The organism is Rhizobium sp. SVR5-2C (genome assembly GCF_056755115.1).
Map to the genome: position 1 here is coordinate 1 of NZ_JBNDHT010000047.1, position 22,853 is coordinate 22,853.

The 22,853-nt window shown below is 60.1% G+C and carries 17 protein-coding genes, 1 tRNA gene and 2 rRNA genes; 13 read left to right on the plus strand and 7 right to left on the minus strand.

Going from position 1 to position 22,853, the window contains the following annotated elements:
• From ACPYOI_RS15475 to ACPYOI_RS15485, 3 genes are all read left to right on the plus strand, one after another.
• Positions 1–2,194 (plus strand): 23S ribosomal RNA (locus ACPYOI_RS15475); the annotation flags it as partial.
• 209 nt (positions 2,195–2,403) lie between these two features.
• Positions 2,404–2,518, plus strand: a 5S ribosomal RNA gene (gene rrf, locus ACPYOI_RS15480).
• Between the two features lie 287 nt (positions 2,519–2,805).
• Positions 2,806–2,882, plus strand: a tRNA-Met gene (locus ACPYOI_RS15485).
• Here ACPYOI_RS15485 and ACPYOI_RS15490 read toward each other — a convergent pair.
• Positions 2,861–3,229: a hypothetical protein gene (locus tag ACPYOI_RS15490; RefSeq protein WP_481415612.1), complete on the minus strand. Its 369-nt coding sequence runs from the start codon at positions 3,227–3,229 to the stop codon at positions 2,861–2,863. The genes ACPYOI_RS15485 and ACPYOI_RS15490 overlap by 22 nt on opposite strands.
• Complete coding sequence (locus ACPYOI_RS15495) at positions 3,230–4,519, minus strand: ABC transporter substrate-binding protein (RefSeq protein WP_481415613.1); 1,290 nt, start codon at positions 4,517–4,519, stop codon at positions 3,230–3,232. It abuts the gene before it with no gap.
• Positions 4,520–4,659: 140 nt separating this feature from the next.
• Here ACPYOI_RS15495 and ACPYOI_RS15500 point away from each other — a divergent pair, with 140 nt between their 5' ends.
• From ACPYOI_RS15500 to ACPYOI_RS15510, 3 genes are read left to right on the plus strand one after another with little or no spacing between them, the layout of a single operon-like run.
• Positions 4,660–5,688 (plus strand): LacI family DNA-binding transcriptional regulator, encoded by a 1,029-nt coding sequence (locus tag ACPYOI_RS15500; protein WP_481415614.1) that lies wholly within the window; start codon positions 4,660–4,662, stop codon positions 5,686–5,688.
• A gap of 9 nt (positions 5,689–5,697) precedes the next feature.
• Positions 5,698–7,554, plus strand: a complete 1,857-nt coding sequence (locus tag ACPYOI_RS15505; RefSeq protein WP_481415615.1) for a DUF2264 domain-containing protein — start codon at positions 5,698–5,700, stop codon at positions 7,552–7,554.
• Complete coding sequence (locus ACPYOI_RS15510) at positions 7,551–8,561, plus strand: hydroxyacid dehydrogenase (protein ID WP_481415616.1); 1,011 nt, start codon at positions 7,551–7,553, stop codon at positions 8,559–8,561. Before ACPYOI_RS15505 ends, ACPYOI_RS15510 begins: the two co-directional genes overlap by 4 nt.
• 2 nt (positions 8,562–8,563) lie before the next feature.
• On the opposite strand, the gene ACPYOI_RS15515 is transcribed toward ACPYOI_RS15510, so the two are convergent.
• The 5 genes from ACPYOI_RS15515 to ACPYOI_RS15535 all read right to left on the minus strand — a co-directional run bounded on the left by ACPYOI_RS15515 (position 8,564) and on the right by ACPYOI_RS15535 (position 13,859).
• Complete coding sequence (locus ACPYOI_RS15515) at positions 8,564–9,838, minus strand: Gfo/Idh/MocA family protein (protein ID WP_481415617.1); 1,275 nt, start codon at positions 9,836–9,838, stop codon at positions 8,564–8,566.
• A 42-nt stretch (positions 9,839–9,880) separates the two neighbouring features.
• Positions 9,881–10,711, minus strand: coding sequence for a sugar phosphate isomerase/epimerase family protein (locus ACPYOI_RS15520; protein WP_481415618.1), 831 nt, complete (start codon positions 10,709–10,711; stop codon positions 9,881–9,883).
• A gap of 24 nt (positions 10,712–10,735) precedes the next feature.
• Positions 10,736–11,899, minus strand: a complete 1,164-nt coding sequence (locus ACPYOI_RS15525) for a dihydrodipicolinate synthase family protein (RefSeq protein WP_481415619.1) — start codon at positions 11,897–11,899, stop codon at positions 10,736–10,738.
• 1 nt (position 11,900) lies between these two features.
• The gene (locus ACPYOI_RS15530) at positions 11,901–13,049 is read right to left on the minus strand and encodes a Gfo/Idh/MocA family protein (protein WP_481415620.1); all 1,149 of its coding nucleotides are present in this window, start codon (positions 13,047–13,049) and stop codon (positions 11,901–11,903) included.
• A 132-nt stretch (positions 13,050–13,181) separates the two neighbouring features.
• Positions 13,182–13,859 carry a TetR/AcrR family transcriptional regulator gene (locus ACPYOI_RS15535; RefSeq protein ID WP_481415621.1) on the minus strand — a complete coding sequence of 226 codons (678 nt, stop codon included), beginning with the start codon at positions 13,857–13,859 and terminating at the stop codon, positions 13,182–13,184.
• 204 nt (positions 13,860–14,063) lie between these two features.
• Here ACPYOI_RS15535 and ACPYOI_RS15540 point away from each other — a divergent pair, with 204 nt between their 5' ends.
• From ACPYOI_RS15540 to ACPYOI_RS15570, 7 genes are all read left to right on the plus strand, one after another.
• Positions 14,064–15,350, plus strand: coding sequence for an ABC transporter substrate-binding protein (locus ACPYOI_RS15540; protein WP_481415622.1), 1,287 nt, complete (start codon positions 14,064–14,066; stop codon positions 15,348–15,350).
• Positions 15,351–15,355: 5 nt separating this feature from the next.
• Positions 15,356–16,318, plus strand: coding sequence for a carbohydrate ABC transporter permease (locus ACPYOI_RS15545; RefSeq protein ID WP_168827817.1), 963 nt, complete (start codon positions 15,356–15,358; stop codon positions 16,316–16,318).
• Entirely contained in the window at positions 16,311–17,198 is an 888-nt protein-coding gene (locus ACPYOI_RS15550; protein ID WP_168827818.1) for a carbohydrate ABC transporter permease, read from the plus strand. The genes ACPYOI_RS15545 and ACPYOI_RS15550 overlap by 8 nt, the downstream gene beginning before the upstream one ends.
• A gap of 19 nt (positions 17,199–17,217) precedes the next feature.
• Complete coding sequence (locus ACPYOI_RS15555; protein ID WP_481415623.1) at positions 17,218–18,291, plus strand: Gfo/Idh/MocA family protein; 1,074 nt, start codon at positions 17,218–17,220, stop codon at positions 18,289–18,291.
• 24 nt (positions 18,292–18,315) lie between these two features.
• Positions 18,316–19,392, plus strand: coding sequence for an ABC transporter ATP-binding protein (locus ACPYOI_RS15560; RefSeq protein ID WP_481415624.1), 1,077 nt, complete (start codon positions 18,316–18,318; stop codon positions 19,390–19,392).
• 66 nt (positions 19,393–19,458) lie between these two features.
• Positions 19,459–20,334, plus strand: a complete 876-nt coding sequence (locus ACPYOI_RS15565) for a phosphotransferase (RefSeq protein WP_481415625.1) — start codon at positions 19,459–19,461, stop codon at positions 20,332–20,334.
• 1 nt (position 20,335) lies between these two features.
• Complete coding sequence (locus ACPYOI_RS15570) at positions 20,336–22,786, plus strand: GcvT family protein (RefSeq protein WP_481415626.1); 2,451 nt, start codon at positions 20,336–20,338, stop codon at positions 22,784–22,786.
• The last annotated feature ends 67 nt before the right edge of the window (positions 22,787–22,853 follow it).

The window sequence follows — 22,853 nt, forward strand, 5'->3', positions numbered from 1 at the left end:
GTATAATGGGTCAACGACTTAGTGTAACAAGCAAGCTTAAGCCGGTAGGTGTAGGCGAAGCGAAAGCGAGTCTGAATAGGGCGATTTAGTTTGTTGCATTAGACCCGAAACCGAGTGATCTAGCCATGAGCAGGTTGAAGGTTGGGTAACACCAACTGGAGGACCGAACCCGCATCTGTTGCAATAGATTGGGATGACTTGTGGCTAGGGGTGAAAGGCCAATCAAACTCGGAAATAGCTGGTTCTCCGCGAAATCTATTTAGGTAGAGCGTCTGACGAATACCCTGGGGGGTAGAGCACTGGATGGGCTATGGGGACTCACCGTCTTACTGATCCTAACCAAACTCCGAATACCCAGGAGTACTATCAGGCAGACACACGGCGGGTGCTAACGTCCGTCGTGAAAAGGGCAACAACCCTAACCTCCAGCTAAGGTCCCCAAGTCATGGCTAAGTGGGAAAGGATGTGAGGATCCCAAAACAACCAGGATGTTGGCTTAGAAGCAGCCATCATTTAAAGAAAGCGTAACAGCTCACTGGTCTAAATAAGGGTCTTTGCGCCGAAAATGTAACGGGGCTAAAGCCATGCACCGAAGCTGAGGATGTGCACTTGTGCACGTGGTAGCGGAGCGTTCCGTAAGCCTGTGAAGGGACAGCCGTGAGGCATCCTGGAGGTATCGGAAGTGCGAATGTTGACATGAGTAACGATAAAGAGGGTGAGAGACCCTCTCGCCGAAAGACCAAGGGTTCCTGCTTAAAGTTAATCTGAGCAGGGTTAGCCGGCCCCTAAGACGAGGCGGACACGCGTAGTCGATGGGAACCACGTTAATATTCGTGGGCCTGGTGGTAGTGACGGATTGCTCAACTTGTGAGGTCTTATTGGATTGATCTCGCAGGGACGCGGTTCCAGGAAACAGCTCCACCGTATAGACCGTACCCGAAACCGACACAGGTGGTCAGGTAGAGTATACCAAGGCGCTTGAGAGAACTATGTTGAAGGAACTCGGCAAATTGCACGCGTAACTTCGGAAGAAGCGTGACCCCATTTTGGGCAACCATGATGGGGTGGCACAGACCAGGGGGTAGCGACTGTTTATCAAAAACACAGGGCTCTGCGAAGTCGCAAGACGACGTATAGGGTCTGACGCCTGCCCGGTGCTGGAAGGTTAAAGGGAGAGGTGCAAGCTTTGAACTGAAGCCCCAGTAAACGGCGGCCGTAACTATAACGGTCCTAAGGTAGCGAAATTCCTTGTCGGGTAAGTTCCGACCTGCACGAATGGCGTAACGACTTCCCCGCTGTCTCCAACATAGACTCAGTGAAATTGAATTCCCCGTGAAGATGCGGGGTTCCTGCGGTCAGACGGAAAGACCCCGTGCACCTTTACTATAGCTTTACACTGGCATTCGTGTCGGCATGTGTAGGATAGGTGGTAGGCTTTGAAGCGGGGACGCCAGTCTTCGTGGAGCCATCCTTGAAATACCACCCTTATCGTCATGGATGTCTAACCGCGGTCCGTTATCCGGATCCGGGACAGTGTATGGTGGGTAGTTTGACTGGGGCGGTCGCCTCCGAAAGAGTAACGGAGGCGCGCGATGGTGGGCTCAGACCGGTCGGAAATCGGTCGTCGAGTGCAATGGCATAAGCCCGCCTGACTGCGAGACTGACAAGTCGAGCAGAGACGAAAGTCGGTCATAGTGATCCGGTGGTCCCGCGTGGAAGGGCCATCGCTCAACGGATAAAAGGTACGCCGGGGATAACAGGCTGATGACCCCCAAGAGTCCATATCGACGGGGTTGTTTGGCACCTCGATGTCGGCTCATCGCATCCTGGGGCTGGAGCAGGTCCCAAGGGTTTGGCTGTTCGCCAATTAAAGCGGTACGTGAGCTGGGTTCAGAACGTCGTGAGACAGTTCGGTCCCTATCTGCCGTGGGTGTAGGAATATTGACAGGATCTGTCCCTAGTACGAGAGGACCGGGATGGACATATCTCTGGTGGACCTGTTGTCCTGCCAAGGGCATAGCAGGGTAGCTACATATGGAAGGGATAACCGCTGAAGGCATCTAAGCGGGAAACCCACCTGAAAACGAGTGTTCCCTATCAGGGCCGTGGAAGACGACCACGTTGATAGGCCGGGTGTGGAAGTGCAGCAATGCATGAAGCTTACCGGTACTAATAGCTCGATTGGCTTGATCGTTCTCATTGACCATGCTCATCTCAAGGCAAGCGCGAAGCGCTTGTCCTGACAGAGCGAAGGCGAAAGCCTTTGCGACGGCCCCGGCGAACCCAGGGTAAGCGCCCAGCGCTTATCCCGCAGTGTTCGTCCGGTTGGTGCGCCAAGACGTGTTCAAGACTAAAAACGCAGTGAAAACTGCACCAGCTTCTCAATTCGTTGCGCTTCGCTGACCTGGTGGTTATGGCGGGGTGGCTGCACCCGTTCCCTTTCCGAACACGGCCGTGAAACGCCCCAGCGCCCATGGTACTTCGTCTCAAGACGCGGGAGAGTAGGTCGCTGCCAGGTCTGCAAAACGCAACAAAAAATCTTCTCATCACGAAAACGGCCCAAGCCGATCAAAAAGGGCCGCCCAAAAGCGGTCCTTTCTGCTTTAGGGCCCTATATACAGAATGAAATGCGAAATGCTGGGGCACGGCACGGGTTATCTGCCTGTGCGCCCCTTACATGAGACAAATCGCCTTCGGCAATTTGCTCAGGCAGTGGCATCACCGCTAAAGCGGTGACGCTATCGCGATAAATCCCGAAGGGATTTACGCAAACCGGATAAGCCGCGCAGCGGCTTACCTAGATGGCGCGGGGTGGAGCAGCCCGGTAGCTCGTCAGGCTCATAACCTGAAGGCCGCAGGTTCAAATCCTGCCCCCGCAACCAAATCTTCCCAATCCCGAAATACCGCAGGACCCGGCTATCGCCGGCGCGAAGGCTTCATCTTCGCTGGTGATGGTAGCTCGTCGTTCGCAAAGCCCACCATAACCTGAAGGCCGCAGGCTCAAATCCGGCAACAGTAACCAACCACAACGATCATAGCCAAAAAGGCCGCCTAACCGGCGGGCTTTTGCGTTCCAGGTCACGGTCAACGGCGCATCAGGCGTTTCGCCGGCCACTACCCTTCGAATGACATCGAGCTCCATCGGCAGGACGCGGTCGACTTGACGCGTCCCGCCGATGGCGGGCCGAATCCAGCTATCCAAGCGGCGCTTCCAGAAGCGAAATCTCATTCAGCTCCTGATCTTTGCCTTGCCTTCCTCAACAAGCCGTGCCGCGGCATCGGCGGGCGTCGTCCGTTCGAAAGCGAGTTCATCGGCGAGCGGCCGGAACAGGCGCTGGTCGAATTCCGTCGAGCCGAGGGGCGCGGGCGCCGGGTAGTCCCCGACCTGATCCTTGAGCAGGTTGACATAATCGACAGTGGCCCGCTCGCTCGGATTGAGGTTCGGCAGGATCGCCTCGCGGACCGTGGGAGACATCGGCACGCCGCGTTCGACGCCGAGGATCTTGCCGGCGTCGACGTCGTTGACAAAGAAGTCGATGAATTTCGCGGCCGCTTCGCCGTTCTTCGTCGTCGCGCCGACGCTCCAGATGAGGGCGGGACGATAATAGTGTCCGGAAGGCCCGCCCTTCTTTTCCCGCGGCAGCAACGTAATTGCCAGCTTGTTCTTCGAGATCAGCTGATATCCGACGAGCTGGTTCGAGTAGGCCATGCCCATGGCGGATTTGCCAAGCGCCAGGCAGTTGGTGTCGATGGTGTTCTGGTCGAGGGTCTGCACGTCGGCCGCCACTGTGCCGCCCTTCTTGCGCAGGTCTTCCCAGAAGCTGTACCACTCCTTGGCATCCGCGACATCGAAGCCGAGGGTGCCGTTGGCATAAAGGCTCTTGCCTCGCTGGCGAAGCCAGGCATCGAAGACATAGGTATAGCGGGCGCCGTAGGGGCCGCCCGAATAATTGTCCTTGCCGGCAGCCTTTGTAAGCTCGACGGCAAGCTTGGCATATTCGTCCCAGGTGAGGTCAGGCGTCGGCAACGCAAGCCCCGCCTTCTCGAAGGCCGTCTGGTCGAAAAACAGCGCAAAAGAGTTGAGGCCCAGGCCGATGCCATAGATCTTGTCATCAACGGTCGTCAGCTTCAGCATGTCCTTGCCGAAGGCATCGACCTTGAGCGTCACGGGTATGAACTCGTCAAGGGGCAGGCATGCGCCGCGTTTGGAATAGTCAGAGATGGTGCTCGGCTCGAGCTGGAACACATCGGCGATCGCGCGGCCGGCCATCTGTGTCGCAAGCTTCGTCCAGTAGCCATCGCCGCTGAGCGACTCGCCGACGATCGTCACGCCCGGCGTCTTTGACTGATAAAGCTTTGTAACATCGAGCGTGCGCTTGGCGCGATCGTTCGAACCCCACCACATTGCGCGCAACGCCACATCTTCGGCAAAGGCCGGGGCAGCGCCGCCGGCGCCGAAGGCGAGGCCAGCAGCTGCGCCGGCCGACCCCATCAGAAATGAACGTCGATTGATCTGCATGATGATCCTCCTTTGTCGCCTGCCCGTGCCGTCCTCCAACGATCCTCGGACATGTCATGCGACAGAGTACGCAAAAAAATATGGTTTGCAATAAAATATCTTTTACTTGCAAATTTGCACGATTTGCATAGACTTGCCGCATGAGCAGAATTCGACCCAGCCGGCCTCGCCAGGCCGATATTGCAGCCTCAGCCGGTGTCTCCATCTCGACGGTTTCGCGCGTGCTTGCCAACGAGCCGGGCATCAGCGACAGCGTGCGCGAGCACATTCTGCGTGTGGCCGCCGAGCACGGGTACCAGGTGAAATCCGCGGCAGACCCACTTCCGGGCGGCCTTGCTCTGATCGCCAGCGACGGCGTCACAGGCGGGCTCAGCGTTTTCTACGAGTCCATCGTGGAGGGTCTCAGGGCGGGTGCGGCCGAAAACGGAATGCCTTTCGAGATTCGTCTCGTCCGGGAAGACCGGGCAGGCCCCGAGGTGGTTCACGATTATCTGACCTCGGCACGCGCTGAGGGACTTTTCCTGGTCGGCATCGACCCGAACGAAGCCCTGCGCGACTGGATCGACACCGAGAAGGTTCCGGCCGTCCTCGTCAACGGCACGGATCCGATGCTTCGCCTCGATGGCGTTTCACCGTCGAATTTTTTCGGCGCCTACCAGGGTGCCGAGCGGTTACTCAGGGCCGGCCACCGGCGCATCCTGCATCTCACCGGCTCGCACCGCAATACGATCCGGGAGCGTGTACGTGGTTTCGAGGCAGCGGTCGCTTCAGTTCAGGGCGCTGAAGGGCGGCTTGTGCCGATGACCTTTCATGGCAGCGCCAGCCGTGAGGCGCATGAACTGATGGCGGCGATCCTCGCGGAGGACGCCGGCTTTACGGCTGCCTTCTGCATGAACGACTTCATTGCCGTCGGCGTGCTGGAAGCGGTTACGGAAGCCGGCCTTCGCGTGCCGGAAGACTTCGCGATCGTTGGTTTCGACGATCTGCCCTGCGCTTTGATGACAAAGCCTCCTCTCGCCACCATGCGCGTCGATCGCGCGGCCCTGGGGCGCGAGGCGGTGGGCCTGATGATGTCCCGTTTCCGCGACCGGGCGGCACCTGCCCGTCACATATGCCACGCGGTGATCCCGGTTGCCGGGGGCACCGTGCCTGAAGCCGCAACCTCGTGAGTGATTCAGATGACCTATGATCCGGCCAGCGCCAATCCGCTTGCAGGCAATCCGCTTGAAACACGCGACGACATGAGCCGAGCGCTCCTCGATCTCTTCAATCCGCTGCTTCCTTTTTTCTCCAAGGGCAATGCCCGCGTGCGGCTCGATGGCGCTGCTGCGCATTTCGATCGTGCCGCGGCCGATCTGGAAGGTTTCGCCCGCCCTTTGTGGGGCCTTGCTCCGCTTGGTGCGGGAAACAGCCGGTTCGAGCATTGGAGCCGCTTCGCCGAAGGCCTCGCCAATGGCGCCGATCCGGAACACCCAGAATATTGGGGTACGGTCAATGGCCGTGACCAGCGCATGGTGGAACTTGCCGCACTTGGTTTTGCGCTTGCGCTCGTTCCGGAAAAAATCTGGGAACCGCTCGATGCGCGTGCCCGAAACAATGTCGTCGCCTATCTCAAGCATGCACGTCAGTTCGATTATGCCGATAACAATTGGAAATTCTTTCGCATCCTTGTCGACATCGCGCTTGAACGCTTGGGCGCTTACTTCGACCGCAGCCTTACCAGGCAGTATCTGGAGGAACTGGAAGGCTTCTACATCGGGGATGGCTGGTATCGCGACGGCAATGTACGCCGCGTCGATCACTACATTCCCTTCGCGATGCACTTTTACGGCCTGATCTATTCAAAGCTCGTCGAGGACGATTATGCCAAGCGCTATCGCGAACGGGCCGTGCTCTTCGCAAAGGACTTCAAGAACTGGTTTACAGCCGATGGCGCGACAATTCCCTTCGGCCGGAGTTTGACATACCGCTTCGCCTGCGCGGGCTTCTGGTCGGCGCTCGCTTTCGCCGATCTGGAAGCCCTGCCTTGGGGCGAGGTCAAGCACCTCTGCCTCCAACACCTCCGCTGGTGGAGGGACAAGCCGATCGCGAACCGCGATGGCGTCCTGTCGATCGGTTTCGGCTATCCCAATCTTCTGATGTCGGAGAGCTATAATTCGGCCGGCTCACCCTATTGGGCTTTCAAGGCTTTCCTGCCGCTGGCGATCCCTGCCGATCACCCGTTCTGGACGGCGAAGGAGAAGGTGCCGGAACCAGGGCCCGTCACTTCGCCGCAGCGCCACCCGGGCATGGTCATCATGCGCGCCGGCAGCGATGTCGTGGCGCTTTCCTCCGGCCAGGAAAATCTCCAGATGCGTTTTGGCACGGAAAAATACGTAAAATTCGCATACTCGGCGCGCTACGGTTTCAGTGTCGAAGCCGACGAGCGCAGTTTCGCCGGTGGCGCCTTCGATTCCGCCCTGGCCTTCAGTGACGACGGATTGCACTACCGTGTTCGCGAGACCAATACGGCAGCCAAAATTGCAGGCGATATGCTTTATGCGAAATGGTCGCCGTTCAAGGATGTCACGGTCGAAACCTGGCTTGTGCCCGCCGCACCCTGGCATATCCGTGTGCACAGGATCAACACGCCAAGGCCGCTGCAGACGGCCGAAGGCGGCTTTGCGATCGCCAAGCGGGATTTCGACCTCGACACGCTCTCGGCGGAGGCAGGTGCCGCGCATGTCATCGGCGAGGCTGATTTTTCCGGCATCGCCGATCTCGGCTCGACCGTAAAGCGGATGGGGCTCGCGCAGAAAGCCTTGCCGAATACCAACCTGATCGTTGCCAAGACATTGGTTCCGCAGTTGCGCGGCGAAACCCCCGCCGGCGAAACCGTGCTGGTTACGGCCGTGCTCGCGTTCAACGATCCGCAAGCTGTTTCCGGCATCTGGGCGAAACGGCCGGCCGCGCCGGACATCGCAGCCCTTGAGGAGCACGTTAGAAAGCACGGCATCACCGTCAGCGCCATCGAAGCGCCGGGGCAGATGCCATGAGCCGCCCCGGTATCGCATTCGCCATGCATCCGGCCCGGACGGAGCACGTCCTCGCGGATGACTCGCTTCAGCGCCTGGAACGCCTTGGCCGCGTACTCGATCGCGATCCGCTGCAGAATTTTACAGACGAGCGTGCCCGGCGCGTGCTTTCCGAGACGGAAATTCTGATCACCGGTTGGGGCGCCCCGCAGGTGGGCAGCGACGTGCTTGCGGCGGCGAAGGGCCTGAAGATCGTCGCCCATGCGGCCGGCACCGTCAAAGGGATCATCGGCGAGGAGATTTTCAGGGCCGGGATCGCCGTCAGCCATGCGGCGGAGGCCAATGCCGTCCCGGTCGCGGAGTTCACCCTCGCCGCCATTCTCTTTGCCGGCAAACAGGTTTTCCGCTTTCGCGATCTCTATGTCGCGGACCGCAATCGCGACCGCACATATCCCATGCAGCGCCTGCCAATCGGTAACTACCGGCGCACGGTCGGCATCATCGGCGCATCGCGCATCGGCCGACGTGTCATTGAGTTGCTGAAGCCCTTCGACTACAGGCTCGTCCTTTCCGACCCCACGATCAGTGCGACTGAAGCCATGGAGCTTGGAACCGAAAGGGTCGATCTCGACACTCTCATGAAGGTTTCGGACATCGTTTCGCTTCACGCGCCGTCCCTGCCGTCCACCCGGCATATGATCGACGCGACGAAGCTTGCTCTGATGAAGGACGGCGCCACGCTCATCAATACGTCACGCGGCGCAATCATCGATGAGGCCGCGCTCCTGGCAACGCTCTCGACGGGCCGAATCGACGCCATCATCGACGTAACAGATCCCGAAATCCCCGGACCCTCGTCGGCGTTTTACGATCTGCCGAATGTCTTCCTGACGCCTCATATCGCCGGCGCCGTCGGGCTGGAGCGCGCGCGCCTCGGAGAAATGGCCGTCGATGAGATCGAACGTTTCCTGAAGGGCGAGCCGCTTCTTTACGGCATCACCCTAGCGGATCTCGGAAAGATCGCCTGAGGCTATTCGGCTTTCCGGGAGTTCGGCGAGCCGTCATTGGCGAGTTCAGGCATCAGGTCGGCAAGCTTGACGACCTTGCCCGTGCGCGAACTCTCCAATGCTGCAAGACCGCAAAGCACCGACATCGCACCCGCACGCGTTCCCGCCCGCTGTTGCAGGCGGTCCTCCATGCCGGGTTTGAAGATCATGTTGCGCAGTCGGTCGTCGCCGCCGAAATGGCCGCCGGAGGAATAGGGCACACGAATTCGCTCGACCGCATCCTTTCCTTTCGGGAAATTGCGGATGAGCAAGATCTCATCCTCCTTAGGGACTTCCCACGGCTGTGACTCGTACTGACGGATTTCAATCCGCCCCCTGGTGCCGTTGAACGCCAGATGGTGCCCCTCGATCGGCTGAAAGGTGTTGAGCGAATAGGAGACGTGGACGTTGTTGCGGTAGCGGATGCTGACGACCATCGTGTCCGGAATGTCAATATCCTCGCGGAAGACGCAGCCGTCGCGGAAGTAGCCGTCGATCCTCGAAGGATCCTCGTAGAGCGGGTCGAGGAAGGGATCGGCACCGAGATCGAAATAGTAGTCGCATTCATGCGTGTGCGGACAGAGCTTGCAGCGCGGACCGCGGAAGGGACCCTTGCGGCCGTAATTCTGCAGGTCGGCAAACGATGTCACCGCTTCCGGATCGCTGTCGAGGTACCAGTTCAGCAGATCAAAATGGTGGGTGGCCTTGTGAACGAACAGGCTGCCGGACTTTTCAGTATAGGCGTGCCAGCGCCGGAAATAATCCGCGCCATGCTTGGTGTTCAGGTACCAGTGGAAATCGACCGAGGTGACGCGGCCGATCTCTCCGGAATTGAGCAGCTCCTTGATTTTGGCTGCGGTCGGCGCATAGCGGTAGTTGAAGGATACGTCGACGCGCCTTCCGGTGCGTTTCTCGGCATCGATGATCCGGCGGATCTTGTCCACTGCGGTGGTCATCGGCTTTTCGGTGATGACGTCGATTCCCGCCTCGAGCGCCCGCACGACGATCGCGTCATGGGTATGGTCCGGCGTGCAGACGATGATAAGGTCAGGTTTCACCTCCTTCAGCATCGCGTCGATGTCGTCATAGATCGGCGCATTGCTGCCGATCATCGTGCGCGCCCGTTCTCCGCGTAGCGAGTTCTTCTCGACGATGGCGACGAGATCCACATGCTCGCGCCAGCCGGCGAGCAGTTCCTTCCCCCACATGGTGGTTCCGCGGTTGCCGGTTCCGATCAGTGCAAAGCGGCGTTTCTCCATCGAATGATCCTCCTTCATACGTGCTGAAACGAATATATCCAATTAAGCCTGGCAGCAGCTATGATACCGCTCGACGCAGGTGGCGATGACCTCGTCTGCCGGGCGCTTCCACCAGTTGTCCGCCGAAAAGATTTCGACCTCTTGAGCGCCGAGGAAGCCTGCCTCCTCGATCATGCGCCGGATGCCTTTCAAATCGATCACGCCGTCGCCCATCATGCCGCGATCGGTCAGCATGTCCTTTGTCGGAACGAGCCAGTCGCAGATGTGGTGGGCGAAGATACGTTTCATGCGTCCGGCACGGGCGATTTGCTCGGCGAGGTCCGGATCCCACCAGACGTGATAGACGTCGATCGCAACGCCAACGTCTTCGCCGAGCTGCTCGCAGATATCGAGCGCCTGGCCGAGTGTGTTCACGCAGGCCCGATCTGCGGCATACATCGGATGCAGCGGCTCGATTGCCAGCGGCACGCCCGCCGACTTTGCGTGCGGCAGGACCGCGGCAATGCCGTCGGACACCATCTGCCGTGCTGCGGCAATATCCTTGGAACTGCCCGGCAGCCCCCCGACGACGAGCACCAGGCAATCGGCGCCGAGTGCGGCGGCTTCGTCGATCGCACGCCTGTTATCGTTGAGGTTCTTTTCCCAGCCCGCCCGATCGGTGGCCGGAAAGAAGCCGCCGCGGCAAAGGCCGGTAAGCTTCAATCCGTTGGATCGAACAATGCGGACGGCCTCTTCGAGCCCTACTTTCGCGACCTGATCCCGCCAGGGCGCAATTTGCGTGATGCCATGCTTGAGGCAGATATCCACTGCCTCCGCAAAGCCGCACTGTTCTCGGATTGTCGCAAGATTGATCGAAAGTCCCTCGACCTGCATTAGCTTCTCCCGCACGCGATGATGTCAGTGAACGCCGTGGACTTCGAGCACCCGCTTCATCCGGCTGATCGCCATATCGGGATCGGCAAGAACGCGTGCCTGGTCGGCCAGGCGGAAGAGTTCCGCCAGATGGGTCAGCGAGCGAGCGCTCTCTTGCCCGCCGATCATCGTGAAATGGTCCTGTAGGCCGTTGAGATAAGCGAGGAACACGACGCCGGTCTTGTAGAAGCGTGTCGGCGCTTTGAAAATGTGGCGCGAAAGCGGAACCGTCGGATCGAGCAGGTCGAAGAATTCGCGGTTGCTGTCGCGGCCGAGCGCTTCCATGGCCGCGGAAGCGGCAGGAGCGATCGCGTCGAAGATGCCGAGCAGCGCATCAGAATGACCCTGCTCATCGCCGGCGATGAGTTCCGCGTAGTTGAAGTCGTCGCCGGTATACATGCGCACGCCCTTCGGCAACTGGCGGCGCATCGTCACTTCCTTTTCCTTGGAAAGGAGCGACACCTTGATGCCGTCTACCTTCGCGGCATTGGCCTCGATCACCTGCAGGCAGGTCGACATCGCCTTGATGTGGTCGGGACTGCCCCAATAGCCTTCGAGCGCCGGGTCGAACATTTCGCCGAGCCAATGGATGATGACCGGCTCCTTGACCTGCCGCAAGATGCGATCATAGACGCGGATATAGTCGTCGGGCCCCTTGGCGGCGGCGGCAAGCGCACGGCTTGCCATCAGGATGATGCGCCCACCCTCCGCCTCGACGGCTTCAATTTGCTCCTCGTATGCCTTGATGATCGCATCGATCGTGACATCCGGGCCGGGTGTCAGATGGTCCGTTCCAGCGCCGCAGGCGATCAGCGCATCCTTGCGGGTGCGAGCCTCGGCCAGCGCACGGCGGATGAGATCGCGGGCTTCCGGCCAGCCAAGGCCCATGCCGCGCTGTGCGGTATCCATTGCTTCGGCAACGCCGAGGCCGAGATCCCAGAGGCGGTGGCGAAAGGCAAGCGTACGCTCCCAGTCGATCGCCGGCGTCAGCCATGGATCATTGTCCGCCAGCGGGTCGGCGACAACGTGGGCCGCGGCAAAGACCACGCGCGGAAAGTCCTTGGCGTCGCGCTTCTTGAGTTCGATCGGCGTGCCGCTCAGCGTATAGGGCGCGATCTTGCCATCGAGGGGAAGATTGAGCGTTTGCATATCAGAACTCCAATGTCGGGACGTCGAGCCAGCGGCGCTCGGCCCAGGATTTCAAGCCCAGTTCCGCAAGTTGCACGCCTTTGGCACCTGCTTCCAAGCCGTAAGGCCACGGTGCGTCCTCGGCGACATGGCGCAGGAACATTTCCCATTGCACCTTGAAGCCGTTGTCGAACACCTGCGTATCCGGCACCTCGTCCCAGGTCTTGTAGAAGTCGATCGTTTGCGGCTGGTCAGGATTCCACACCGGCTTCGGCGTGTTGACCCGGTGCTGCGCCCAGCAACTCGTCAGGCCTGCGACGGCAGAACCATGGGTGCCGTCCACCTGGAAAGTCACGAGATCGTCGCGGCGTACGCGCACCGCCCAGGACGAATTGATTTGAGCGATCACGCCGCCGTCAAGCTCGAAGGTTGCATAGGCCGCATCGTCCGTATCGCAGTCATAAGTCTTGCCCTGTTCGTCGACACGGCGGGGGATATGTGTGGCGCCGAGGCAGGAGACGGCTTTGACCTCGCCGAAGAGATTGTCGAGCACATAGCGCCAGTGGCAGAGCATATCGAGGATGATACCGCCGCCATCGCCCTTGCGGTAATTCCAGGACGGGCGCTGCGCCGGAACCCCCCAGTCGCCTTCGAATACCCAATAACCGAACTCGCCGCGCACCGAGAGGATCTTGCCGAAGAAGCCGGAATCGCGCAGCAGCGCCAGTTTGCGAAGGCCGGGAAGAAACAGCTTGTCCTGTACGACGCCGTGCTTGAGGCCGGAGGCGCGCGCTTTCCTCGCAAGTTTGATTGCGACCTCCAGGTCGTCGGAGATCGGCTTTTCGCAATAGACATGCTTGCCGGCGTCGAGCGCCTTGGAAAGCAGCTCGGCGCGCATCAGCGTCGTGCCGGCGTCGAAGAATATCTGATCGTCCGCATTGGCGAGCGCCGCGTCCAGATCGGTCGACCAGCGCTTGATGTTGTGCTTCTTCGCCAGCTCTTCCATCTTGTCGCGGTTGCGGCCGACAATGATCGGATCGATCTCCAGCCGCTCGCCGGATTTCAGGAATAGGCCGCCCTGGTCGCGGATCGCAAGGATCGATCGCACCAGATGCTGATTGTAGCCCATACGGCCCGTAACGCCGTGCAAAATGATCCCGAGACGCGCCATCTTGTTCCTCCCTGTCAGTTTATCGAGCGGCGGGAGTGGGCGTCGCCCGGCCCCCCCAAGCCAGTAACTAAACAGTTACTTGATGACAGATCGAGAGCGGGGCTGTCAATAGCCAAATCTCTTTTTGGCTTTTCAGCGCTTGATGGAGGCGAGCGTCACGTGGACGATATGCTTTTCCCAGCTGTCGAGCTGGGCAGGATCGATCAGGTCGCGGCCAAAGATCGTCGAAAGCGTGTATTGGTTCGAAAGGTAGAAATAGCCAAGCGAGGCAATGGTCAGGTAGACGTGAAGGGGGTCGGCATTCTCGGCGAAGACGCCTTCCTTCTTGCCGCGGTCGAGAACGTCAGAAAGTTCACCGATCAGATGCGAATGTAATTCCTTGAGACGAACGGACTGGCGAAGCCAGCGAGCACGATGCAGGTTTTCGGTGCCGAGCAGGCTGAGGAATTCCGGATGCTCGAGAAAGTAGCGCCAAGTGAAGAGGGCGAGTTCGCCAATCCCCTCTTCTGGGCTGCGGTCACCGATATGCAGCGCGCGCTCTGCCGTGCGGATATTGACATAGGCCTCCTCCAGCACGTGCAGATAAAGCTGCTCCTTGTCGCCGAAATAGTGATAGAGCATGCGCTTGTTGGTCCCGGCTCGTTCAGCAATGGCATCGACGCGCGCCCCGCCCATGCCGTTTTCGGCAAATTCGCGCGTGGCCGCTTCCAGGATTGCACTGCGGGTCCGCTCGGGGTCGCGCTGCAGCACACGCTCGCTGGGAGCGCGCTTGACTTTTTTCTTTCCTCCACTCTCGCCGGTACTGTCCATCGGCTTATCTCCCCAGACATTCTGTTGTGCTCATAAAGCTTCGGTGCAAGATTGTAAAAGCGGAAACCTGGGAGGAGAACCTCACCAAATTATCATCGCTTGACAGGCCCGATGCTTGTCCATAGCTTGTAACCAGTTAGTTATTTGTTGCAAGTGAAACCAGCAAGGAGCGTGTGGAGGCGCTCCCCTCGGGAGGAGGAACAGATGACCTTAAGCGTAAGTAGACGTAACTTCATGGCGGGCGGAGCGACGCTTCTCTCGCTTGCGGCACTGGGACCCAGTGCCTTTGCGCAGGATGCTCGCCTGCGTTTGATCTGGTGGGGATCCCAGCCGCGCGCTGACCGCACCAACAAGGTGTCCGATCTCTATAAAGCAAAGCATGCCGGCACATCGATCACCGGCGAGTTCCTCGGCTGGAGCGACTACTGGCCACGTCTGGCGACGCAGGTCGCTGGCCGTAACGCTCCCGACGTGATCCAGATGGATTACCGTTATATCGTTGAATACGCCCGCCGCGGCGCGCTGGCACCGCTCGATTCCTATATGCCCTCGAAACTCAATCTGGACGATTTCGATCCGGCCCAGATCGAGGGCGGCAAGGTCGATGGCAAGTTCTATGGCGTGAGCCTTGGCGCCAACTCCGCGGCCACGGTATTGAACACGACGGCTTTTGAGGAGGCCGGCGTCGATTTGCCGACGAAATCGACGACGTGGGAAGAGTTCGGCAAGATCGGTGCGGAAATTACCAAGGCCGGAAAGCGCAAAGGTTTCTTCGGCTTCGCCGATGGCAGCGGCAACGAGCCGCTCCTCGAAAACTATCTGCGCCAGCGCGGAAAAGCTCTCTATACGGCGGATTCGAAGATCGCCTTCGGCCCGGAGGAAGTGAGCGAATGGTTCGATATGTGGTCCAAGTTCCGCGAAGCCGGCGCCTGCGTCACGCCGGATATCCAGGCGCTCTACAAGGACACCATCGATACCAGCCCGGTCACGATCGGAAAGGCTGCCGCAGACTACGCGCATAGCAACCAGTTTGTCGGCTATCAGGCAACGAACAAGGACAAGCTGACGCTGAGCAACTACATGCTCATTACGAAGGAATCGAAGGGCGGGCATTACCGCAAGCCGTCGATGTTCTTCTCGGTCTCGGCACAATCGAAGGTGATCGATCAGGCCGTCGACTACGTCAACTTCTTCGTGAAGGACCCGGATGCAGCATTGGTGCTCGACGTCGAGCGCGGCATTCCTGAATCCAAGGCGATGCGTGACATCGTCGCCACGAAGCTTGATGCGAGCGGTAAAATCCCGCTCGAATATGTTGGTGGTCTTGGCGATCTGGCCGGCCCGCTGCCGCCGCCGCCGCCCTCGGGTGCCGGCGAGGGGCAGGTCGTGCTGCGGACGATCTCTGAGCAGGTGGCCTTTGGTCAGCTGACACCAGCCGACGCCGGTAAGCAGCTTGTGGACGAAATCACGCGCCTTCTCGCACGGGGCTGATCCATATGAGCAACGCGATGCGCACGACGCCCGCAGGGGCAGTCACGGTTGAACGGTATTCAGGCGCGGTTGCCGACAGTCGCTTCAAGCGGCTGTGGAACGCAAACGCTCCGGGATATCTCTTCCTGCTGCCTTGGCTTCTCGGCTTCTTCGGGCTGACGCTCGGACCTGCCCTGATTTCGCTCTACCTGTCCTTCACCGACTTCGACATGTTGAGGTCGCCAGGCTGGGTGGGCACTGCGAACTACGTGCGCATCGCCACCGCTGATCCGAAATTCGCTGCCGCGATGACGGTTACGCTGACTTATGTCGTGCTTTCCGTCCCCTTCAAGCTGACTTTCGCGCTCATGGTCGCGCTGGCGCTGAACCGCGGTGTGCGCGGTTTGCCGATCTACCGCGCCATTTTCTATCTCCCGTCACTGCTTGGCGGCAGCGTCGCGATTGCCGTCCTTTGGCGTCAGCTTTTCGCAGGCGACGGGCTCGTCAACGCGGCCCTCGCGCAATTCGGCATTCAGGGGCCGAGCTGGATTTCGCACCCGAGCTATTCGATCTATACGCTGGTGGCGCTCAGCGTCTGGCAGTTCGGTTCGCCGATGATCATCTTCCTCGCCGGCCTGCGGCAGATCCCGCAGGATATGTATGAGGCTGCGAGCCTCGATGGCGCCTCGAAGTTCCGGCAATTCTACAAGATTACACTGCCGCTTCTGACGCCCGTCATTTTCTTCAACGCAGTCGTCCAGACGATCGATGCCTTCAAGGCTTTCACGCCTGCTTTCATCATCTCCGGCGGCACCGGCGGCCCGATCAATTCGACGCTGTTCTACACGCTCTACCTCTATCAGGAAGCCTTCGGAAACTTCCGCATGGGCTATGCCTCGGCACTTGCGTGGATCCTGGTGATCATCATAGCGATCTTCACCGCCTTCTCGTTCCTGACCTCGCGTTACTGGGTGCACTACGATGACTGAGATGACCGCTACGATAACCGCGGCCAAGCCGCCATCCGACGTCAACAAGCGTAGTCTGCAGGGATCGATCGTCGTTCATGCATTGCTGATCGCCGCCTCGCTCCTCATGCTCTATCCGTTGCTGTGGATGGTGTCCGCTTCGGTGCGACCGGAGAACGAAATCTTTTCGTCGACGTCGATCATCCCCTCGTCCATCGATTTCGCGTCCTATGTTCGCGGCTGGGTCGGCCTCGATATCAGCTTCGGCAGGTTCTTCTGGAACTCGCTGGTGATTTCGGTCCTGACGGTCATCGGCAATGTCGTTGCCTGCTCGCTGGCGGCTTATGCTTTCGCGCGTCTGCGCTTTGCCGGCCGGAATTTCTGGTTCGCGATCATGCTCGGTACGTTGATGATCCCGTATCACGTGACGCTGATCCCGCAATACGTGCTCTTCCTCAACCTCGGCTGGGTCAACACGATCCTGCCGCTGGTCGTGCCGAAGTTTCTGGCGAGCGATGCCTTCTTCATCTTCCTCATGGTGCAGTTCTTCCGCGGCATCCCGCGCGAACTCGATGAGGCCGCGATGATGGACGGCTGCAGTGCCTGGCGTATCTATTGGAAGATCATGCTGCCGCTTTCGCTGCCGGTTCTGGCGACGGCCGCAATCTTCTCTTTCATCTGGACCTGGGACGACTTCTTCGGCCCGCTGATCTACCTGAACGACATGAACACCTACACCATCCAGCTGGGCCTTCGAACCTTCGTCGATTCGACGAGTGCATCGGATTGGGGCGGGTTGTTCGCCATGTCGACGCTTTCGCTCGTGCCCGTGTTCTTCTTCTTCCTCTTCTTCCAGCGCATGCTGATCGAAGGTATCGCCACGACCGGCATGAAGCGCTGATGCTGATAAGGAAAGTTGCATGAGTATCAAGACTGTCGCCATCGTCGGCTGCGGTATCGGGCGCTCTCACATCGTCGAGGGCTACCTGCCGCACCCGGACAAGTTCAAGGTCGCGGCGATCTGTGACCTGAACGAAGAGCGCCTGAAGGCCGTCGGCGATGAGTTCGGCATCGACCGCCGCACGACCTCCTTCGCCGAGCTTCTCAGCGACGACAGCATCGACATCATCGATATCTGTACGCCGCCCGGCATCCATCTTGAACAGGTGGTCGCAGCCCTTGGTGCCGGCAAGCACGTCGTCTGCGAAAAGCCGCTGACCGGATCGCTTGCCGGTGTCGACGAAATCATGAAGGCGGAAAAGGCTGCCAAGGGCACCCTTATGCCGATCTTCCAGTATCGTTACGGCGACGGCGTAGAGAAGGCGAAGCGCATCATCGACGCAGGAATCGCCGGCAAGTTCTATATGGGTTCGGTCGAGACCTTCTGGCTGCGCAAGCCGGAGTATTATGCCGTTCCATGGCGCGGCAAATGGGCGACGGAGCTCGGCGGCGTGCTCGTCACGCATGCGCTCCACCTGCACGACATGCTCTTCCATCTCGCCGGTCCCGCCGCCCGGGTGTTCGGTCGCGTCGCGACCCGCGTCAATGATATCGAGGTGGAGGATTGCGCTTCCGTCAGCCTTCTGATGCAGAACGGCGCCTTCGTCTCGCTCTCGTGCACGCTGGGCTCGCAGCAGGAGATCAGCCGGCTGAGGCTGCATTTCGAGAACGTCACGTTCGAGAGCAACCACGAGCCCTATTCGCCCGGCAAGGACCCTTGGCAGATCATTGCCGCCAATGACGAAGTGCAAGCAAGGATCGATGCGGCGCTTGGCGACTGGCGCTCCGTCGCCCCCCGCTTCAACACCCAGATGGCGCGGTTTCATGATTATCTGAGCGGCAGGGGCCTGCTGCCGGTCACGAGCGGCGATGCGCGCCGTGCGCTGGAGTTGGTCACTGCGATCTATCAATCGTCCGATAGCGGGGCCGATGTCGCTCTGCCGATTGGTCCTGAAAGCCCGAAATACGCCGATTGGCGCGCGAGAACGCGATAAGGAACAGGGGAGGGTTTTTAGACGATGGCTACAAGTGTCGTTCTTCAGAAGGTCGAGAAGCGCTATGGAGCTGTGGACGTCATCCACGGCATCGATCTTGCAATTGACCCCGGCGAGTTCGCGGTTTTCGTCGGCCCCTCCGGCTGCGGCAAGTCCACGCTGCTGCGCATGATCGCTGGTCTCGAGGAGATCTCCGGCGGTGCGCTGCTGCTCGACAACGAGCGTATGAATGAAGTGGCGCCGGCCAAGCGTGGCATCGCCATGGTCTTCCAGTCCTATGCGCTTTATCCGCATATGTCGGTCTACAAGAACCTCGCCTTCGGTCTGGAGACCGCCGGCTACAAGAAGGCCGAAATAGAGCCGAAAGTTCGCCGGGCTGCCGAAATTCTGCAGATCCAGAAGCTTCTCGAACGGAAACCGAAGGCACTGTCCGGCGGCCAGCGCCAGCGCGTTGCGATCGGTCGCGCCATTGTACGTGAGCCGCGCATCTTCCTGTTCGACGAACCCTTGTCGAACCTCGACGCGGAACTGCGCGTCCAGATGCGCGTCGAGATCTCGCGGCTCCATCGCAATCTCGGCAACACCATGATCTACGTAACCCACGACCAGGTCGAAGCCATGACCATGGCGGACAAGATCGTGGTTCTGAACTCGGGACGGATCGAACAAGTCGGGGCGCCGCTTGATCTTTACAACAATCCGGCAAATCGCTTCGTCGCAGGCTTCATCGGCAGCCCGAAGATGAACTTCCTGAAGGCGAAGATCGAGCAGGTGAGCGATGGCGGCACGACGGTCAACGTCTGCGGCAGCTCCATCCGCCTGCCGCGCCGCTTGAAGGGGTCGGCCGGTCAGGAGGTTACCTTCGGCATCCGGCCGGAACATCTATCCGTCACCGATGGCGGCATTGCGCTGGCGACCGTCAATGTCGATCTGGTCGAAAACCTCGGCGGCGCGACGATGCTCTATACGACGACACCCGATCACCAGCAATTGACGGTGGCTCTGGATGGCCAGCAGAAGGTCGAACGCGGCGCCAACGTGAAGGCATCATTCGACCCCGCCCGTTGCCATGTCTTCGACGGCTCCGGCGCCACGATATGAGGCCTTCTTGACAGGCGATCCCGCTCTGGCCCATCATTTTGAGGGTGCGGCCGCGAGGGGGAAAGCGTGACGCCTGAGGATAGGATTCGTGCACTCGGCATATGGCAAGGGCCGATTGAAATCACGCCGATTGCCGGCGGCATAACCAACCGGAACTACCTGGTAACCGATCGGGCGGTGCGCCGCGTCGTGCGGCTTGGCGCCGACATTCCGATCCATCATATCAGCCGGCAGAACGAACTCGCCGCCAGCCAAGCTGCGCATGCGGCCGGCCTTTCGCCTGCAGTCATCCATCATGCGCCTGGCGTGCTCGTTCTCGATTTCATCGAGGCGCGAGCGCTGACTGCGGAAGATATCCAGGATGCGCGAATGCTCGCGCGTGTCGTGCCGCTGGTTCGTGCCTGCCATCATGACGTTGCGCGTCATTTCCGCGGGCCGGCGACGATCTTCTGGGTCTTCCATGTCATTCGCGATTACGTTGCCAACCTGAAAGCCGCCGGAAGCATCCATGCGCCGATGCTGCGGCGTTGCGCAGAAAAGGCAGAGGTACTGGAACACGCCGCCGGCCCGTTCGACATCGCCTTCGGTCACAACGACCTTCTCGCCGCGAACTTCCTCGACGACGGCAAGCGTCTCTGGCTGATCGATTGGGATTACGCAGGCTTCAACACCCCGCTTTTCGACCTTGGTGGCCTGGCGTCGAACAACGAGCTTTCGGAAGACGCGGAGCGGGACATGCTGGAGGCCTATTTCGATCGGCCGCTGACGCCGGACCTTGAGCGCCGCTACAGCGCCATGAAATGCGCATCGCTGCTCCGCGAGACACTATGGAGCATGGTTTCGGAAATCCACTCCACCATCGATTTCGATTACGCCGCCTATACCGCCGAAAACCTCGCCCGCTTCGAGCGCGCTTTCAAGGCATTTGAACAGGATCGATAGAATGACGAAGGAACTACCCAAGACGGCGAAAGCCGTGGTGATCGGCGGCGGCATCATTGGCTGCTCCACGGCCTATCACCTTGGCAAGCTCGGCTGGACGGACACGGTGCTGCTTGAGCGCAAGAAGCTCACCTCCGGCACGACATTCCATGCCGCGGGCCTCGTCGGTCAGCTGCGCTCGAGCGCCAACATAACCCAGCTGCTCGGCTACTCTGTCGATCTCTACAAGAAGCTGGAAGATGAGACCGGCCTCGGCACCGGCTGGAAGATGAACGGCGGCCTGCGTCTTGCCTGCAACGCAGAGCGCTGGACGGAGGTGAAACGGCAGGCGACGACCGCCCAATCCTTCGGTCTCGACATGCGGCTGCTCACCCCGCAGGAAGCCTTCGAGCTCTGGCCGCTGATGACGATCGATGATCTCATCGGCGCCGCCTATCTGCCGACCGACGGCCAGGCCAATCCTTCCGACATCACGCAGGCGCTCGCCAAGGGGGCACGCATGTCCGGTGTATCGATCTTCGAGGATACCGAAGTCCTCGATCTCGAAATCGACAAAGGCAGGATACGCGCAGTCATCACCGAGCACGGCCGCATCGAATGCGAGCGCGTCGTCGTCTGTGCCGGGCAGTGGACACGGGCGTTTGCTGCCCGGTTCGGCGTCAACGTACCGCTCGTTTCCGTCGAGCATCAGTACATCATCACCGAATCCTTCGGCGTCCCCTCAAACCTGCCGACGCTACGCGACCCCGACCGCCTGACCTACTACAAGGAAGAAGTCGGCGGCCTGGTCATGGGCGGTTACGAGCCGAACCCGATCCCGTGGGCGGTGAACGGCATTCCTGATGGGTTCCACTACACGCTGCTCGACAGCAATTTCGATCATTTCGAGCAGATCATGGAGCAGGCGCTAGAACGCGTTCCGGGTCTGCAGAACGCCGGCGTCAAGCAATTGCTGAACGGCCCTGAGAGCTTCACGCCGGACGGCAATTTCATCCTCGGGGAAGCGCCGGAGTTGAAGAACTTCTTCGTCGGCGCCGGGTTCAACGCGTTCGGCATAGCCTCGGCCGGGGGCGCCGGGATGGCGCTTGCCGAATGGGTGGCAAAGGGCGAGCCTCCCTACGATCTCTGGCCGGTCGATATTCGCCGCTTCGGCCGCCCGCACTTCGACACCGACTGGGTCCGCACCCGCACGCTCGAAGCCTATGGCAAGCATTACACGATGGCGTGGCCCTTCGAGGAGCATTCGAGCGGCCGCCCCAGCCGCAAGTCGCCACTTTACGATCGGCTGAAGGCGCAGGGCGCCTGCTTCGGCGAGAAGCTCGGCTGGGAGCGGCCGAACTGGTTCGCCGACCTCTTCGCCAATGAAGAGCCGAAGGATATCTATACCTACGGCCGTCAGAACTGGTTCGATGCCGTCGGCCGCGAGCACAAGGCGGTGCGCGAGGCGGCTGTGATTTTTGACCAAACTTCATTTGCGAAGTTCGTGCTGAAGGGCAGGGATGCGGAGGCCGCTCTGTCCTGGATCGCCTCCAACGACGTGGCAAGGCCGGCGGGAACTCTCACCTACACGCAGATGCTGAACGACAAAGGCGGCATCGAATGCGACCTGACGGTCGCCCGTATCGCCGAGAACGAATATTACATCGTCACAGGTACGGGCTTTGCGACCCACGACTTCGATTGGATTGCCCGCAATATTCCCGAGGGAATGCACGCCGAACTGGTCGATGTCACATCGGCCTATTCCGTACTTTCGCTGATGGGGCCGAATGCCCGCGCCGTTCTGGAAAAGGTGACCTCGGCCGATGTGTCGAATGCAGCCTTCCCCTTCGGTCGCGTCCGAACGATCGGCATTGCCGGCTGCCCGGTACGGGCACTGCGCATCACCTATGTCGGCGAACTCGGTTATGAGCTGCATGTTCCGGTCGAATATGCGACGACAGTCTACGATGCGCTGATGGCGGCGGGTGGCGGGCTTGGCCTCGTCAATGCCGGGTATCGTGCCATCGAAAGCTGCCGGCTGGAGAAGGGCTATCGTGCCTGGGGTTCGGATATCGGCCCTGACCATACGCCGGTCGAAGCGGGACTTACCTGGGCCGTCAAGACGAAGAAGAACGTTGCCTTTCGTGGCCGCGAGGCGATCGAGCGCCAGCTTACGGGCGGCGTGAAGAAGATGCTCGCCTGTCTCGTGCCGGACGATCCCGAGATCGTCCTTCTCGGGCGCGAAACTACCTATCGCAATGGCAAACGTGTCGGCTGGCTCTCCAGCGGCGGCTTCGGCTATACCGTCGGCAAGCCGATCGGCTACGGCTATATCCGCAATCCCGATGGCGTGACGGCGGATTTCGTGCTGGCAGGAAGCTACGAGCTGGACGTCGCCAGGGAGCGGGTGCCGTGCACGGTGTCGTTGAAACCGCTTTATGACCCGGAGATGAAGAGGGTGAAGGCGTAGTGCAGCCCTCGCTATTTGGGGGACAGGCAACCCCGCCTTCCCTCATTCCTGTGACAAGCACAGGAAT